Origin of the sequence: Clostridium sp. AM34-11AC (assembly GCF_003435375.1) — a bacterium.
Taxonomy (GTDB): Bacteria; Bacillota; Clostridia; order Lachnospirales; family Lachnospiraceae; genus Pilosibacter; species Pilosibacter fragilis.
The window spans coordinates 36,945-54,016 of record NZ_QWGL01000011.1; the positions used below are offsets into that span (position 1 = coordinate 36,945).

The 17,072-nt window shown below is 49.3% G+C and carries 14 protein-coding genes and 1 pseudogene; 9 read left to right on the plus strand and 6 right to left on the minus strand.

Features of this window, described 5'->3' with window-relative positions; genetic code table 11:
• Positions 1–25 precede the first annotated feature (25 nt).
• From DW826_RS08570 to DW826_RS08580, 3 genes are all read left to right on the plus strand, one after another.
• Complete coding sequence (locus tag DW826_RS08570; RefSeq protein WP_117552500.1) at positions 26–868, plus strand: RNA methyltransferase; 843 nt, start codon at positions 26–28, stop codon at positions 866–868.
• Complete coding sequence (locus DW826_RS08575) at positions 865–2,370, plus strand: hypothetical protein (RefSeq protein WP_117552501.1); 1,506 nt, start codon at positions 865–867, stop codon at positions 2,368–2,370. The genes DW826_RS08570 and DW826_RS08575 overlap by 4 nt, the downstream gene beginning before the upstream one ends.
• A gap of 286 nt (positions 2,371–2,656) precedes the next feature.
• Positions 2,657–3,625, plus strand: a complete 969-nt coding sequence (locus DW826_RS08580; RefSeq protein WP_117552502.1) for an L-lactate dehydrogenase — start codon at positions 2,657–2,659, stop codon at positions 3,623–3,625.
• Positions 3,626–3,778: 153 nt separating this feature from the next.
• Here DW826_RS08580 and DW826_RS18955 read toward each other — a convergent pair whose 3' ends face one another.
• From DW826_RS18955 to DW826_RS08590, 3 genes and pseudogenes are all read right to left on the minus strand, one after another.
• A complete protein-coding gene (locus tag DW826_RS18955) occupies positions 3,779–3,940 on the minus strand; it encodes a DUF3877 family protein (RefSeq protein WP_347472310.1) in 162 nt (53 codons plus the stop codon).
• A gap of 38 nt (positions 3,941–3,978) precedes the next feature.
• Positions 3,979–4,305: pseudogene (locus DW826_RS18960) on the minus strand (DUF3877 family protein); the annotation flags it as partial.
• Between the two features lie 21 nt (positions 4,306–4,326).
• Complete coding sequence (locus DW826_RS08590) at positions 4,327–5,436, minus strand: aldo/keto reductase (protein WP_117552503.1); 1,110 nt, start codon at positions 5,434–5,436, stop codon at positions 4,327–4,329.
• A 322-nt stretch (positions 5,437–5,758) separates the two neighbouring features.
• Here DW826_RS08590 and DW826_RS08595 point away from each other — a divergent pair, with 322 nt between their 5' ends.
• Positions 5,759–6,433: a TetR/AcrR family transcriptional regulator gene (locus DW826_RS08595; RefSeq protein WP_117552504.1), complete on the plus strand. Its 675-nt coding sequence runs from the start codon at positions 5,759–5,761 to the stop codon at positions 6,431–6,433.
• On the opposite strand, the gene DW826_RS08600 is transcribed toward DW826_RS08595, so the two are convergent.
• Entirely contained in the window at positions 6,423–7,337 is a 915-nt protein-coding gene (locus DW826_RS08600) for an AEC family transporter (RefSeq protein ID WP_117552505.1), read from the minus strand. The genes DW826_RS08595 and DW826_RS08600 overlap by 11 nt on opposite strands.
• 669 nt (positions 7,338–8,006) lie before the next feature.
• Here DW826_RS08600 and DW826_RS08610 point away from each other — a divergent pair.
• Positions 8,007–8,576: a GNAT family N-acetyltransferase gene (locus DW826_RS08610; protein WP_117552507.1), complete on the plus strand. Its 570-nt coding sequence runs from the start codon at positions 8,007–8,009 to the stop codon at positions 8,574–8,576.
• Positions 8,577–9,031: 455 nt separating this feature from the next.
• Positions 9,032–9,712: a DUF6198 family protein gene (locus DW826_RS08615; protein WP_117552508.1), complete on the plus strand. Its 681-nt coding sequence runs from the start codon at positions 9,032–9,034 to the stop codon at positions 9,710–9,712.
• A gap of 90 nt (positions 9,713–9,802) precedes the next feature.
• On the opposite strand, the gene DW826_RS08620 is transcribed toward DW826_RS08615, so the two are convergent.
• Together DW826_RS08620 and DW826_RS08625 are read right to left on the minus strand one after the other, a co-directional pair.
• Positions 9,803–11,290, minus strand: a complete 1,488-nt coding sequence (locus tag DW826_RS08620) for an RNA-binding domain-containing protein (RefSeq protein ID WP_117552509.1) — start codon at positions 11,288–11,290, stop codon at positions 9,803–9,805.
• A 300-nt stretch (positions 11,291–11,590) separates the two neighbouring features.
• Entirely contained in the window at positions 11,591–12,073 is a 483-nt protein-coding gene (locus tag DW826_RS08625; RefSeq protein ID WP_015554084.1) for a hypothetical protein, read from the minus strand.
• Positions 12,074–12,619: 546 nt separating this feature from the next.
• Between DW826_RS08625 and DW826_RS08630 the strand changes: the two genes are divergently transcribed.
• From DW826_RS08630 to DW826_RS08640, 3 genes are all read left to right on the plus strand, one after another.
• Positions 12,620–13,042, plus strand: coding sequence for a MarR family winged helix-turn-helix transcriptional regulator (locus tag DW826_RS08630; RefSeq protein WP_117552510.1), 423 nt, complete (start codon positions 12,620–12,622; stop codon positions 13,040–13,042).
• 97 nt (positions 13,043–13,139) lie between these two features.
• Positions 13,140–14,873 carry an ABC transporter ATP-binding protein gene (locus DW826_RS08635; protein ID WP_117552511.1) on the plus strand — a complete coding sequence of 578 codons (1,734 nt, stop codon included), beginning with the start codon at positions 13,140–13,142 and terminating at the stop codon, positions 14,871–14,873.
• Positions 14,870–16,774 (plus strand): ABC transporter ATP-binding protein, encoded by a 1,905-nt coding sequence (locus tag DW826_RS08640; RefSeq protein WP_117552512.1) that lies wholly within the window; start codon positions 14,870–14,872, stop codon positions 16,772–16,774. The genes DW826_RS08635 and DW826_RS08640 overlap by 4 nt, the downstream gene beginning before the upstream one ends.
• The last annotated feature ends 298 nt before the right edge of the window (positions 16,775–17,072 follow it).

Here is a 17,072-nt window from a genome sequence, read left to right on the forward strand (position 1 = left end):
ATGAAAACCAAAGGAGACTTTTCTTATGCCGCAGATCAAAAAAATCACTGATCTCACAGCACCGGAACTCGATCTTTTTTCCAGATATTCCGAGTCCCAGCTTTTCCATATCAATGAACCGAAACCGGGGATCTTCATCGCAGAAAGCCCAAATGTGATCGAGCGCGCCCTCAATGCCGGGTATGAACCGCTCGCTGTCCTCATCGAAGAAAAACAGGCCGACGACCTGATCCCGAAGCTCTTTTTTGCTTACCCGGAGCTTCCTGTGTACACCGCGAAATTCGATCTCCTGACAAATCTCACCGGCTTTGCCTTAACCCGCGGCCTGCTCTGCGCCATGAAGCGAAAGAGCCTGCCGTCTGTGGCGGAGATCTGTGAGGGAAAACACCGGATCGCTGTCCTTGAGAATGTCATGAATCCCACAAATATCGGGGCGATCTTCCGCTCTGCCGCGGCCCTTGGAATGGACGCGGTACTCCTGACCTCCGGCTGCAGCGATCCCCTCTACCGGAGAGCTGCCAGAGTCAGCATGGGAACTGTCTTCCAGATCCCGTGGACCTTTTTTCCGAAAAACGCGGATCTCTCCTGCGGCGGACTTGAAACACTCCGATCTTTGGGATTTCAGACGGCTGCCATGGCACTGAAGGAAGATTCCGTTTCCATTGATGATCCGAAGCTTCTTGATGCCGAAAAACTCGCCGTGATCTTAGGAACCGAAGGGGACGGCCTCGCCTCCGCAACCATCGGCGGGTGCGATCATACGGTCATGATCCCGATGGCCCATGGGGTAGATTCGCTGAATGTGGCGGCAGCCAGCGCGGTGGCATTTTGGGAGTTGACGAAAAACAGAAAGGATATGATATCATGAAAAAACAGGCATTATTCTGCATGGTTCTTGCAGGTACTCTTATAGTCGGAGGATGCAGTCAAAAAGCTGCTGACTCCACCGCTGCCACCGCGCGGGTGATCGAAACGTCCGACTCCGCTCCGGCTGACAAACCGGACGGCGCTCCGGGAGAAAACTCCGATAAACCCGGAAATCCGCCGGATGGGGCTCAGGGAAGCCTGGATGGAAAACAGGCACCGCCGGACGGCGGAAACGGAGGTCCGGGAGACCCGGGCGGACAGAACGCAGCTCCGACATCCTATACGGCAGTCTCAAGCTACTCCACCGATACCGAGGAGGATGGGAAGACCTACACCTCCACAGGAGCTGATGAGAGCGCAGTTCTCGTCACCGACGGCGCGAACGTCACCTTAAAAAATTTCACGATGGACTGCAATTCCTCCGACAGCACCGGAGGCGATAATTCCAGCTTTTACGGAACCGGTGCCGCAGCACTTGCCGCCAACGGCAGCCTGACACTGACCGGCGGCACCATCACTACCGATGCAAAAGGCGGTGCAGGTGTCTTCAGCTACGGCAACGGCAAAGTCACCGTATCCGACACCACCATCACCACAAAACAGGATACCTCCGGCGGTATCCATGTGGCAGGGGGCGGCACACTCACTGCCACGAACCTCACCGTTGAGACAAACGGTGAATCCTCCGCAGCGATCCGGAGCGACCGCGGCGGCGGTACCATAACCGTCGATGGCGGAACCTACACCTCCAGGGGAACCGGCTCCCCGGCAGTCTACTGTACCGCCGACATTACCGTCAACAACGCGGCGCTCACTGCTGAAAACTCTGAGGCTGTCTGCATCGAGGGTCTGAACTCCCTCTCTCTCACAAACTGCTCTCTCTCCGGAAACATTCCGGAAAATGAACAGAATGACTGCGACTGGACCGTCATCCTCTATCAGAGCATGTCCGGTGACTCAGAAGTCGGCGAAAGCAAATTTTCCATGGACGGTGGCAGCCTGACCTCCTTAAACGGCGGCCTCTTTTATACGACAAACACGGAGAGTTCCTTCTATCTTAAGAATGTGGACATCACCTACTCCCCGTCCAATAACTTTTTCTTAAAATGCACAGGAAATGCCAACAAACGCGGCTGGGGCCAGTCCGGAAATAATGGTGCCGACTGCACCTTTACCGCAGATTCCCAGGAAATGAGCGGCAACATCCTCTGGGACAGCATCAGTAATCTGGATCTGAAGCTCACAAACGGCACCATCTTGACAGGTTCCATCCTTCAGGACGAGACAAACGCCGGTGACGGCGGTAACGGAACCTGCAATGTCACGATCGACGCCCTCTCCGCCTGGACCGTAACCGGAAACAGCACCGTCACCTCCCTCACCTGTAACGGCTCCATCACAGGCGATGACGGCAAAAGCGTGACGATCGCCGGCACAGACGGCACTGTATTTGTGCAGGGTACTGGCAAATATACGATCACGACCGGTTCCTACAACGAGTAAATTTTAAGCTTTGACCTTCTGTTATTTTTTTAACAATTTCTTCCATTTTCGTTGTATCCACAACATACATTTTATTTTGGTTATGCTATACTAAGCCCATCGCATAGCAAACCACGTAACTGTTCAGTGCCTCACAGTTACATGCAAAAATCCATTCCAAATCGGCTTCGCCGATGGGATTTTTGCCTTCAAGCCTGTGTTTTATTACGGTCAGCGCAGCGAGTGCGCAGACCTACTGAACAGTTACCAAACCAACACAATTTTGCAAATACAGGAGGTACCCCATATGACTCAGACCATCAATCCAAGAAAAGCAGCGATCATCGGCTGCGGTTTCGTTGGCTCCGCCACTGCCTTCACTCTTATGCAGAGCCGCCTCTTCTCCGAGCTTGTCCTTTTAGACGCCAACGAAGCGAAAGCCGACGGCGAGGCAAAGGATATCGCCCACGGGATCCCCTTCGCCGGTCAGATGAAGATCTATGCCGGAACCTACGATGACATCGCCGACTCCGCCATCATTATCATCACCGCCGGTGCCAATCAGAAACCAGGCGAAACAAGATTGGATCTCGTCCATAAAAACGTAGCCATCTATAAAAGCATCATTCCGGAGATCTCCAGACGCGGCTTTCAGGGCATTCTCCTCATCGTCTCCAACCCGGTAGACATCCTGACCTACACGGCCCTGAAGCTCTCCGGCTTCCCGGAAAACCGTGTCATCGGTTCCGGCACGGTCTTAGACACTGCCCGCTTAAAATATGCCTTAAGTGAACATTTAGGTGTCGACAGCCGCAGCGTCCACTCCTTCATCATCGGTGAACATGGTGACAGCGAGATCGCCGCGTGGAGCAGTACCAACGTATCCGGAATCCCGTTAAACACCTTCTGTGAGATGCGCGGCCACTATAACCATGATGCCGCCATGGACCGCATCGCTGAAGAGGTAAAAAACAGCGCCTACGACATTATCTCCAAAAAACAGGCCACCTACTACGGGATCGCCATGAGCGTCAAACGGATCTGCGAATGCATCATCCGAAACGAACGCTCCATTCTCCCGATCTCCTCCATGATGCATGGAGAATACGGGATCAGCGGCATCTCCCTCAGCATGCCGGCGATCGTGGGACTCAACGGGATCGAGACCCACGTTCCGATCTCACTGGACGCAGATGAAGCAGAAAAACTCCGGGAATCCGCCGAGACCCTGAAAAAAATAGCTGCAGAGCTTGATCTCTCCACAGCCATCAGCTAACCTTATATCATCTGCCGGGCGCGGCAACGACAGATTTTTAACCTAACAAGGGGAAACACGCTTCGCGAGTTTCCCCTTGTTATCGCGACAGTCGCCAAGGTCTCGCGCAAGCGCGGACTTTGGCTCGTTGTTCGCGACATTCTTTTTTTACAACTACTGTAATTCCGCGTAATCCTCCGGCAAAAACCGGTGGTAGATCAGATGACAGCCCTCGTCCTTAAAGCAGTAATAATACCGGTCCGGAATCCCATCCGCAAAGTGGAAGGCCCAGTCGAAATCTCCATCTTCGATCTTCTCAAACACCGGCTGGACCACTGACGGAAAAGTTCTCTGATCTCCTCAAGGCTGCATCCATGCGTCCCGACGAGATCCACCAGATCCTGAATAAATTCCCGCCCTTTCATCTGCTCATGCACATAGACACTTCCGGTCTCCGGAATCAGAAAGCAGAACCGGTCTCCCTTCACCGTCACGCGGACTTCTCCCAATGTCTCCTTCATATGCGCCCCAAGACCGTTCAGACGCACCTTCATCTTCTCCGCCGTATCCTCACTCCCGAAAAAGTGGTTCAGCGTGGACACCGGATAATAAAGCCGTATCACTTCCGGCCGGAATCCCAGCTTCGCCTGCTGCTCCTTCACCAGATCGATCAGATTCTCTTCCAGTCTTAGAAATTCCATCCTGTCCCATTCTCCTTCTTTTTACGCCTTCACATCAAATACATCCGCAACATCACAGAGCAGCTTGCGAATCTCAAGATGCTGCGGACATACCTTCTCGCACTTTCCGCACTTGATACAATCCGACGCTTTTCCGTTGTTTCGTGTATGGACCCTATAATAGACATTTGAATTCGTATTCTGGTAGATCTTCTTCGCGTTCATGCACGCAAACAGATCCGGGATCGAAATCTTCTTCGGACATCCGTCGACACAATAGCGGCATCCGGTACACGGGATCAGGTTCTTTCCGCGGAAGATCTCGCGCACCTTCTCGACCGCCTTCATCTCCCTCTCGTCAAGGGGCCTGAAGTCCTTCATGAAACTCACATTTTCCTTCATCTGCTCCAGACTGCTCATTCCGGAAAGGACCATCATGATACCCGGAAATCCCGCCGCGTAACGGATCGCGTAGGTAGCCGGACTGCCGCCGTGAAGCTCCTCAAAAACTGCCTTCGCATCATCCGGAAGATTAGCAAGACTTCCGCCGCGGACCGGTTCCATAACGATCACCTGTTTTCCATGCTTTCTGCAGATCTCATAGCATTTCCCGGCCTGAACTGCCGGATCGTCGAAGTCCGCATAGTTAAACTGGATCTGGACGACTTCGATCTGCGGATACTCCGTTAAGATCTGCTCAAGGACCTCCGCGCGGTCATGGAAAGAAATTCCAAAGTGGCGGATTTTACCCTCTTCCTTAAAGGTTAAAGCCGTCTCATACGCATGGCATTCCTTAAACTTCGGATAGTTTCCCATTCCCTGGGAATGCATCAGATAGAAATCAAAATAGTCTACACCGCAGCGCTCCAGCTGTGACTCAAAAAACGGGCGGATGTCCTCTTCCTTCCCAAAATAAGCGGCCGTCAGCTTATTTGTAAGAATGTAGCTCTCCCTCGGATAACGGCTCGTCAGGCAGTTTTTGACCGCAAGCTCACTTCTCTCACCGATGTAGCCGTGAGCCGTATCAAAGTAGTTGAATCCCTGATCCAGAAAATAATCCACCATCTGGGAAACCTGCGCCTCATCGATCTCTTCCCCGATCATAGGGAAACGCATACATCCGAAACCAAAATTCTTTTTTATCTTATCCATGCTGTTCTCCTTTTCTGAATAGATCCGGCACAGGCGGTGAATGTCTTCACTGCTGCGTCCCAATCATACTCCTGCCTTTTCTCCGGCTGATCCGTCGTCCACTTTTCACGGTCCGGCAACGGCCGCTGCTGCATTAAGTAACATCTTGTAACTTATTTTGATGATAGCATACGCCCACTCCCTTGTCAAGCGAATGAAAATCAATTATAATGATGATAGCATACTATCTGCGGTCAGTTTAAACTAACTTTCAGATTTCTACCGGCCGACCGGATCCTATTGATCGCCGGGAACTACATCAGACCTTCAGGAGGTGAATTCCATGACAGATTTCGTGCGAGCGCGAAGTGAAGAACAGAAACAGGCCAGGATGGCAGAAATCAAGGCCGCGGCGGACGAGCTCTTCTGCTCTGTCCCCTACCAGGAGATCACCCTCTCCACCATTGCCGGAAAGCTGTCCTGGACGCGGGCAAACCTTTATAAATATGTAACGACGAAGGAAGAGATCTATCTTGAGATCTGCTCCGATAAAATGCAGTCCTATTTTGACGATCTGCTCGCAGCATTTCCCAATGAGAAACCATTTACCCCGGATCAATGGGCTGCTGCCTGGGCAGATGTCCTGAACGCGCACCGTGACTATCTCCGCTACAGCGATATCCTCTGTACGATCATCGAGGTCCATGTTACTGCATGCCGCCTTGCCAGCTTCAAAACAAGCTACCATGCACACCGTGATGCCTTTGTCAGGCTCATGGAAGTCCGTCTCGGCCTTAGCTCCCATGATGCCAGCGAAGTCTTCCTCTCCGTCCTGTACCACGCTGCCGGTCTATGTGGAAGCTGCCACTCCAATCCAGTTATGCTGGAGGCTATGAAAATAGCCGGAATCCCCTATAAAAAACGTGATTTCCGGCTCAACATGTATGAATTTATCCGAATGAACCTCTGGTACTATCTCTCCGGTCCTGCCGGAGAAAATTCCTGCGTCACACCGTAAGAATATAGCACCAGACCGGAAGTGTGATCAGTGAGACGACCGTCGAAAAGACAACGATCTTCGTTGCAAGGCGGTCGTCTTTTCCATATTTGACTGCGAGAACAACGCTCGTGCTCGCTGCCGGCATCGCGGACAGGATCACACAGACCGCTGTGATCAGCTGATCAATGTGAAACAGGCGGCAGCTCGCCAGAACGATGACAGGAATCAGGAACAGCCTGATAAACGTGTAGTAATAAACTTCTCTCGTAAACACCTCTTTAAACGGGATTTCCGCGAGCGTACACCCGATCAGAAGCATCGCGCAGAACGTGTTCGCCCCGGCGACCGTCCGGACTGTCTGGTTCACAAATCCGGGAAGCTGGAACTGGGATACCAGAAGTACCATGCCGGTAAAGATTCCGATGATACATGGATGTGTCACAACCTTCTTTAAAAGCTCTTTCTTCGTCGGCGCCTCCGTAAAATAAGTGAGCCCCACCGACCACATGAAGATTCTCGTCGGAATCGTGTAGACCGCCGCATACATGATTCCCAGATCTCCGAAGATTCCCTCAGCGATGGCATTTCCGAGGATGCCGGCATTTGAGACGATTGTCGCATACTGCAAAACCTTTTTTCTCTCCTCACTCCAGCCCGGATACAGCACACGGCTTAAAAGATTCGAAAAGATCTGGATCAGAAACGAGATCACGATCACTTCCAGCGTCAGCTTCAGAATATCCATGCTGAATTCCATCTGGAATGACTTCACGATGCTTGCGGGAAGCGTCACATTCATCACGAGACTGCTGATCAGCGCCTTCCCGCTCTTATCGATCATCCCGCTCTTCCTGAGATACCATCCCAGCGCAAGGATGCAGAACATCATTCCCTGCATATTAAATAAACTTGTAAAATCCATCACGTACTCCTTTATTACAAACTGACGTTATTGTACTGCTCCAAATCGAATCTTGTCAATTTAAATTCTTTTCCATCCATAAACTCGTGATGCCCAGCAAAACCCGAATCATTCCGCCCATGCCAGTTTCCAGCATCGATTAGCATCTTTACCACAATGTCAAGTGTTCAAGTCGAACGTCCGTGAGACTTGACGGGTGATTTTTGCCATGGCTCAACACTGAAAAGAGGTGTGGGGCTTCTCGACTGAGATAAATCATATTGTACATTTACTCATGTTGTGATAACATCAGCTCATAGATCTTGAATAAATTGAGGTATTATCAAAATGATCACAGGATTCATTCGCTTAATCGCACCACTCCTTTTTAATCCGGTTTTTATTGGATTTATAGTTATCTTCTTTCTCATTTGCTGTGTTTTATTAATTGGAAAAAAAGAAACATCTTTTTTTCGATACCTAATATATGCGTATGTTATCATTTGTTTATTGTTTTTTATTTTTTTACTATGGTGTGTAATTGGTTTTGGTAATAGCACACCCAAAGCTGATCCTATTCCATATTTTATAAAATAATAAATTTTCATCAAAGAAATGGGGTTGTTACATTAACACCCCACTGGTAGTACACTGATTTCAATTTATACATCTCACGAAGGAGGTCCCAACATGGAAACCAACATCACCGTAAGAAACGCAAAATTATCCGACGCTCCGAGAATCCTTGATATCTACACCTATTATGTAGAAAACACCGTGATCACCTTTGAATACGATGTTCCTTCCCTTGAAGAATTTGAGAACCGCATGATCGATATCATGAAAAAATATCCTTATCTCGTCATCGAACGTGACGGCAGGATCGAAGGCTACGCCTACGCCCATGCTTTCGTCGGCCGCGCCGCCTACGACTGGGCCAGTGAGCTCACGATCTATCTGGATCACAATGCAAAGAAATGCGGGCTTGGCAGAAAACTCTATGAAGCTCTGGCTGAGCGGCTCAAAGACATGGGAGTTCTGAATCTTTATGCCTGCATCGGATACCCGAAGGTTGAGAACGAGTATTTAAATAAGAACAGTGCCCAGTTCCATGAGCACCTTGGATTCCGTCTTTGCGGGACTTTTGAGAACTGCGGGTATAAGTTTAACCGGTGGTATGATATGATCTGGATGGAGAAGATCATTGGGGAACATAGGTCGGATCAGGCGGCGGTGAAGCCGTATTCCTATACTGAATAATTTGGCGAGAGGTACGCGCAGGGAGGACCCGGGGCGCGGACACTTGAGGGATTGCGGGAGGGTTCCTCTAAGCTTGCCGAAGAATGCTAAGGACGGAGGACATGTGCCACAACTCGCTTCGCTCAGACAAGTGGCACATGTCCTCCAACGCATTCTCCGGCGAGCCAAGAGGAAGCCAGCTCCCTTCACCCAGGCGGTTCGTGCCCCAGGTCTTCCCTGCGCTGTGTACTGGCGGAATGTAGGAAAGGCGGTTGCCTGTTTCCTTCATCAAACAATCGGTACCTAAGTTTTCTCCGTATTAGGGAGTCTGTTTGCAGAACACAGGCAGTACATGCTAAGTTCCTCTCTGCGCAGGGGCTGACCAGCTGAAGAAAAGGACTTGCACATCTTGTTTTAGCACGCTACAATGGTAAACGTTCGATTTTGACATAATATAAGCTTACAGGAGATGTGACATGAATACAAATGAACGAACTGATAAGCGCCCTGTCTGGCGCGGTGAACTTGCTCTTCTTATTGTGATTTTGATCAACAGTTTTGGTGTTGTCTTAATGCTGGACTCCGGCGCCGGAATTTCGGCGATCTCCAGCGTTCCGTACGCTTTTTCTGAATCCTTCCCGGCTCTGACGCTCGGAACCTGGACTTATATCTTTCAGGGGATTCTCGTAGCTGCCCTCATGATCTTACGGAAAAAGTTTGTTCCAACATACCTGTTCAGCTTTGTCGTAGGCTTTGCTTTCAGTAAAATGTTAGATGTCTACAAGGCAGCTCTCGCAGGACTTGCGATGGGACTCGGATACCAGATCGTCTACTTTATCGTGAGCTACCTGGTTCTCTGTCTCGGAATCGCCCTCTCCAACCGCTGCGGACTCCCGATCGTCCCGACAGACCTGTTCCCGAGAGAAGTATCCCCGATCCTCAACGTCGCTTACTCAAAAGTCAAAATCACCTTTGACGTAACCTGCCTCGCCGTGACAGCTGGACTGACCTTCTTCTTCCTCGGTCATATCAAAGGTCTTGGAATCGGAACAATCCTTGCCGCATTTACAATGGGTAAGGTCATCGGCATGATCGGAAATATTCTGGATAAACATTTCCGGTTTGTGTCATTCCTGACAGAAAAAAATAAAGCATAAATAATATAAAAAAGCCGCTTATGCTCAATAGGTCATATCCTATCATAGAGAGCACAGACGGCTTTTTTCTAATCTGCTACATATAACGCACTATAAAGGTTTTTGAATTATCCAATTTGCTTTTCTCTTTGTTCCATTCTGTACCAATACACCCTTTTCCTGCAAAGAAGCGAACATTCGAGAAATCGTTCTTTTTGACACACCGATTTTCTCTGCATAATATGCCTGCGTCGCAAACGGCTTTTTCTCTATAATCTGCAACAACTTTTCTACCTGTGCGTGTTCCTTATTAAGCGGTACTTCAACGCCATTAGTGCCATTTCTGGTACTATCAGCGCCATTTTCAACGCCATTAACGCCATTTTCAATATTGTTGGCGTTAATCATGGCGCTATTTGTATCAATCTGCCCCCGATAAATATTAATACGCAAATCAACTTCACCACCAATAAACTCTGGCTCTCGCAATCCAGCAGATTTTATTCTATCAATAATTCTTGGAATGCCGCTTCCCCAATGCTCGATCAGGTTCATATAAGCAAATGCATGAGCGAGAGCTTCATTTCTGATTTTGGAATAACCCTCTTTCATACGCTCCATAGTTTGTCCCATTGGCAGTTTTCCCGGAGAAGTAATTTCCAACCGGTTGTCATATACCGCAACCTGTATCGTACCATGATCCAGGTAACTGCGATGCACCATGGCATTGATAATCAACTCACGAATGGCATCCGGTGGAATCTCATAAATATCCTGCCGATAAATTCCTACAATGGTAGCACCCAGATGAATATTTCTCAGGACAAACTGAAATGCTTCATCTATCTGCTCCCAAAGCGGTCCGGTATATTCTCTGCGGTCAACAAATACCGCTTTCGTTGTACCTTTAAATACGCCACATTGCGTTGTAACATGAAGTCCACCGTTGCCGGTCAAAATAGCAAAAGCATTAGACGGATAATCTTTTCCATCGCGCTCGATCAGAACTCCCCAGGAACGCAGCTGCTGTCTGCCAACATCTTTGATGGATGCTTTCTGTTCCTCATTATGGGCATTCTTAACTGCCTGCTCCTTCATTGCTTTGCAAAGAGCTTCGATATCTTCGTCTGTGATATTCAGCCCGGGGCACAAAGTCTGATCATAGTAACGGTTGCTACCCTCAAACAGTAATTCCTTTATCATGTACTCATCAGCAAGGCGAGTAGTTCCAGCAACTCGGACATATACACCACAATCTCTTCCAAGAGCTTTGATATAATATGGTCGCTGTCTGCCCTCAGAAATCTCTACCACAATAACAGTCTTACCATCAATCGTCTGTAAAGTAATATCCGGGATGATTACCGGTTCACAACTGTCTGATACAGCATTGGCAATGGCATCCATTTTCTTGAACACATCTTCATTGTCAAAGCCGATAACTTCTCTGGTTTTATCCGCAATTCCGAAAATGATCTTTCCTCCGGTTCCATTTGCAAAAGCAACCACCGATTTCATATATTTAATGCTTTTCTCAGGCAAGTTCTCTTTGTACTCTACATTTTTCGATTCTCCTGCAAGAATTTCTTCTATAGTCATTGTAACACCTCGCTTTCACCTTGCTATACAGTACATATTTTTTTATATCTCTTCTTCCTTAGCGTTTCCGTTTATTCTTTTTATCATATCACATAACTGTACATAGTACAATTATACTTTCTTATTCAGATTATCACTTTACAAATTAGGCTAAATCGAATTTTTTATGTTGAATTTTCTATACGAAAAAGCCGCCTGAGCTTTCTCTCCCATAGGTTCATAATCCTATCACAGAGAAAGACCAGACGGCTTTTTCTTATCTACGCTGCAATTTGTACCGCAGCTTTCTTTTCTGAATTCTTACGCTAACACAGTCCCTTCCGGAAATGCGCCACGGAACACCTTGCGGACAAGCGGTCCTGCGACGATGAGCTGGAACGGCAGCGCCATTACAAAATTCTTTGGGATATTCGTGAGCCAGATGATCAGCAGAGGGCCGAAGTTTCTGCTCTTTACGCAGCCCTCAAGGGCACCGTAGAGGGACATGATGATAACCATCGGAACCACCATGGAGCAGGAAACCGCGATCACCTTGTGGAGTACCGGACTCTCCGGCTTTACAAGAAAACGGAACGCGAATCCCTTCGCCGGTCCGGAAACCACGAACCAGTCCATGCACATTGCAAACACATAGGCGATCGGGAATCCGATCCAGGCCTCGCGGATCGTTGTGAGGTTTAACGCTCCCATGTGAAGTGTTACGTTGTAGATGCTCATCCAGAGCACCATGGTAAAACACATTAATACTGTGTAGATCAGACTTTCTCTCTTATTTCTTGGCATACATCTTCTCCTTTTTCAACCTGTAAATTCCTGTGAAAACGCCGTGGACATAAGAACCGTCTCTGACCATTCCTTCCGGACATATGACAGAAAAAAACAGCGAAGCCAACAAAACTCGTTGCGACTCCACTGCTCTTTTCGTGTACATCTCACTGCGTTCTCAATCTCTATGTGAACGCAGTATACAATATTTTTATATCGCTTCGTAAGTACTTTTTTCCACAAAACACCAATTTTGTATACTTGCACAAAACTTTAGCCCAATTCTATCATTTCATTATTCACATTCATCCTATCCCCATCGTGACGTCCATGGAATTCTTAAGCTGTCCCCACTTTCTTCCGCAAACCTCAGCTTTTTCATCATCGATCACAATTTCTTCACAATTTTCCCATTGACATTCCCCCACAAAAGCCTTATTATACTTAGCAAGCTAATAATTTAGTTTGCTAAGTATCCGGCAGACGATCAAATCACAGCTTTTTATCTCTGTCGAGAAGACTCCCACCTCTTTTGGGTGGTGGGTATAAGGGGGAACTTGATCTATGAAAGAAACCGTTGGACGCAGTGTGGGAATGCTCTCCAACCTGATCCGCAGGCACTTCAGTACCTTTTCTTTTCATGATACCTTAAGCGGCACGCAAGGAAAAACGCTTCATTTTATTCTGGCGCGCGGGCAGGAATGTGATGTCTTCCAGAAAGATATCGAAGAGGAGTACAGTCTCAGACCACCGACCGCCACAAAGCTCTTAAAGGATATGGAAAAAAGCGGACTGATCTACCGGGAGGCAGTTCCTTATGATGCCCGCCTAAAACGCATTGTCGCTACTGAAAAAGCCATGCAGTATCAGGAACTGATCCACCAGAGTCTGGAAGAAACCGAAGATCGTCTGACCTCCGGAATATCTTCTCAGGATCTCGCCGTGTTTTTCAGGGTCATCAACCAGATGATCCGAAATATGTCCTGAATATCCGGACGGGTCCCACCTGCAGAACCTGCATGTTCTCCGCATCAGGAGCTTTTGCGGGATCGCAAATTTTATATGGAAATGAGGTAAATCATTCATGGTTAAAACACTTTTAAAAAGCGTGCGCCAGTACAAACGCGTGTCCATCGAGACACCGCTGTTTGTCACCATGGAAGTCATTCTGGAATGTACGATTCCTCTCATCATGTCTAAGCTTATCGATGACATGACCGGATCTTCCATGGCACCGATCTTAAAATACGGCGCCCTCTTACTGGTCCTTGCGACCCTTTCCCTGCTCTTCGGCGTTCTCTCGGCGAGAGCGGCTGCTACAGCCGGGTGCGGACTCGCAAAGAACTTAAGAAGAGATCTCTACTTTAAGACCCAGGACTTCGCCTTTGCAGACATCGACAAGTTCTCCTCCTCCTCTCTCGTGACGAGGATGACGACAGATGTCTCGAACGTTCAGAACGCCTACCAGATGCTGATCCGCATGGCAGTCCGTGCCCCGCTTATGACAGTCTTTTCCGTCATCATGAGCATGAGCATCAATGTCCGGATGTCCTTCATCTTTCTGGCACTTCTCCCGGTTCTTGCAGCGGCACTGTTTGGCATCTTCTTCTATGTCCACCCGATCTTTAAGCGGATCTTCAAGAAATACGATGCCTTAAATAACTCCGTCCAGGAGAACGTCGGCGGCATCCGTGTCGTAAAATCCTTCGTCCGCGAAGATTACGAGAAGAAGAAATTCGAAAACGCTGCCGAGGAGGTGCGAAAAGACTTCACGATGGCAGAAAAGATCCTCGCCTTAAATAACCCGGTGATGACCTTCTGCATCTATGTTTCAATGCTTTTAGTAAGCTTTTTCGGCGCGAAGCTCATCATCGGCACCGGAGGCAGCGAGCTTTCCACCGGGGAACTTTCTTCCCTGATCAGCTACGGCGTCCAGATCCTCACGTCCATGATGATGCTGTCCATGGTATTCGTTATGTGCAGCATGGCCCAGGAATCCGGCGACCGTATTGCCGAAGTCCTGAATCATGAGAGCGTTTTACGATCCCCGGAAAACGGAGCAACAGATGTAAAGGACGGCAGCGTCGAGTTCGACCATGTTTCCTTCCGCTATTCCGGAAAGAACAAAAAATTTGCCCTGACTGACATTGATCTTAAGATTCCGTCCGGTTCCACCATCGGTATCATCGGCGGTACCGGCTCCGCAAAGACAACATTGATCCAGCTCATCCCACGTCTCTACGATGTGACGGTGGGCGCGGTGAAGGTCGGTGGACGCGATGTGCGTGAGTACGATCTTCAGGCCCTCCGTGACGCTGTGGCTGTCGTTCTCCAGAAGAACGTCCTATTCTCCGGAACGATCAAGGAAAACCTCCGCTGGGGCAATAAGAACGCCACAGACGAGGAGCTGATCCACGCATGCCGATTAGCGCAGGCGGACGAGTTCGTCACACAATTTCCGGATGGATATGACACCTATATCGAACAGGGTGGAACGAACGTCTCCGGCGGCCAGAAGCAGCGTCTCTGTATCGCGAGAGCGATCTTAAAGAAACCGAAGATCCTGATCCTGGACGATTCCACTTCCGCTGTGGATACTAAAACAGATGCCCTGATCCGTCAGGCATTTAAACATGAGCTTCCGGACACCACAAAGATCATCATCGCCCAGCGTGTCTCCTCTGTTCAGGACGCAGACCGCATCCTCGTCATGGATGGCGGGCGGATCGTGGAATCCGGAACCCACGAAGAACTTCTCGCCTTAAACGGTATTTACAGAGAAGTCAATGATTCCCAGACAAAGAGCAAGGAGGCATGATCATGGAAAAACAGAATAAGAAAAATGGCACCTTCGGCCGCCTGCTCCGCTACATTTACAAGAACTACCGGGTGTACATGATCACCGTGATCATCTGCATCATCATCGCCGCAGCTGCCTCCGTGGTCCAGACCGTATTTTTACAGCGGCTCATCGATACCTGCATTCTTCCGGGACTGGAGAACGGATTTGAGAGCATCCGGCAGCCGTTCATGCAGACGATCCTCTCAATGGTCACCCTGTATGTGTTCGGTGTCGCGGCTGCCTTCACCTACACCCACCTCATGGCGACCGTGACACAGGGGACATTAAAGCACCTGCGTGTGGACATGTTCGATAAGATGCAGTCCCTGCCGATCAAGTATTTTGACACCCACGCCCACGGCGATATCATGAGTACCTACACAAACGATACCGACGCGATCCGCCAGCTGATCGGCCAGTCACTTCCGATGGTCTTCCAGTCTTCTCTCACGATCACCGTCATGTTCCTCATGATGATCTATTACAGCGTCTGGATGACTCTCGTTGTGTGCCTCTTCTCCGCTCTCATGCTGACCGTCACGAAGAAATTCGGCGGTGCAAGCTCCCGCTACATGATGGCACAGCAGAGATCCCTCGCGAAGGAGGAAGGTTTCATCGAGGAGATGATCCAGGGACAGAAGGTCGTCAAGGTCTTCTGCCATGAGGACGAGTGTAAGAAGGATTTTGACAAGTTAAACGAGCAGCTTTTCTCCGACGGTGAGATGGCAAACCGATATGGCAACTCTTTGATGCCGATCTTAAATAACGTGGGCAACCTGATGTATGTGGTCCTCGCCATTGTCGGCGGACTCCTCGTATATCTCAAAGCCCCGAACTTAAGTCTCAGCGGCTCCGGTGTTGTCACCATCGGCGTGATCGTTTCCTTCCTTGGAATGGCAAGACAGCTCTCCCAGACCATCGGTCAGGCATCCATGCAGGTCTCCATGATCGCCATGGGTCTTGCGGGCGCTTCCCGTGTTTTTGCGCTGATCGATGAGAAGCCGGAGGAAGATGAGGGTTATGTGACTCTTGTGCGCGCTGAATGGGGCGCTGACGGCACGTTAAAGGAGACAAATGATAAGAACGGGATCTGGGCATGGAAGCATCCGCACAAAGCGGAGGGAACCGTCACCTATACTCCATTAAAAGGCGATATCCGCTTAGAGGATGTTGATTTCGGATACACACCAGAAAAACTGGTTCTCCATAACATCACCCTCTACGCGAAGCCCGGCCAGAAGATCGCCTTCGTCGGCGCCACAGGTGCCGGTAAGACGACCATCACGAACCTGATCAACCGGTTTTATGATATTCCGGACGGCAAGATCCGGTACGACGGGATCAATATCACAAAGATCCGGAAACCGGATCTCAGGCGGTCTCTCGGCGTTGTTCTTCAGGATGTGAATCTCTTTACGGGTACGGTTATGGAGAATATCCGTTATGGACGGCTGGATGCCACCGATGAAGAATGTATGGCGGCTGCAAGACTTGCAAATGCGGATGATTTTATCCAGAGACTTCCGGAGGGTTACAATACGATGCTGACCGGCAACGGCGCCAGCCTTTCCCAGGGGCAGAGACAGCTCATCTCGATCGCACGAGCCGCTGTCGCGGATCCACCTGTGATGATCTTAGACGAGGCGACGAGCTCGATCGATACGAGAACAGAGGCGCTGGTTCAGGAGGGAATGGACAACCTGATGATGGGACGCACGGTGTTTGTGATCGCCCACAGACTTTCTACGGTACGCAACAGTAAGGCGATCATGGTTTTGGATCACGGGCATATCATTGAGCGCGGGGATCATGAGACGTTGATCGCGCAGAAGGGTGTGTATTATCAGTTGTATACTGGGGCGTTTGAGTTGGAATGATGGCTCTTGGCCTGTAGATTTCAGCTTAGATGTTGACTTGGAATGTAATTTAGAACGTACTTTAAAGGGCCTGCTGCACTGGCAAATAGAATGCTGGTGGGGCAGGCTTTTTTGTAGCTATGTATATGGAAGAATATGTGAGGGCAGGTTCTGTGGGTTGATTCATTGTGGCGGGGGATGCGCCGGGATGGGATGTACGATGCGGGAAGTAATACTGGAATCCCATTTTGCGGATGATATCTAATACATTGAGGATATATCCGAACAGCCTTGTATTCCCAAAGAGCGTATCGATGAG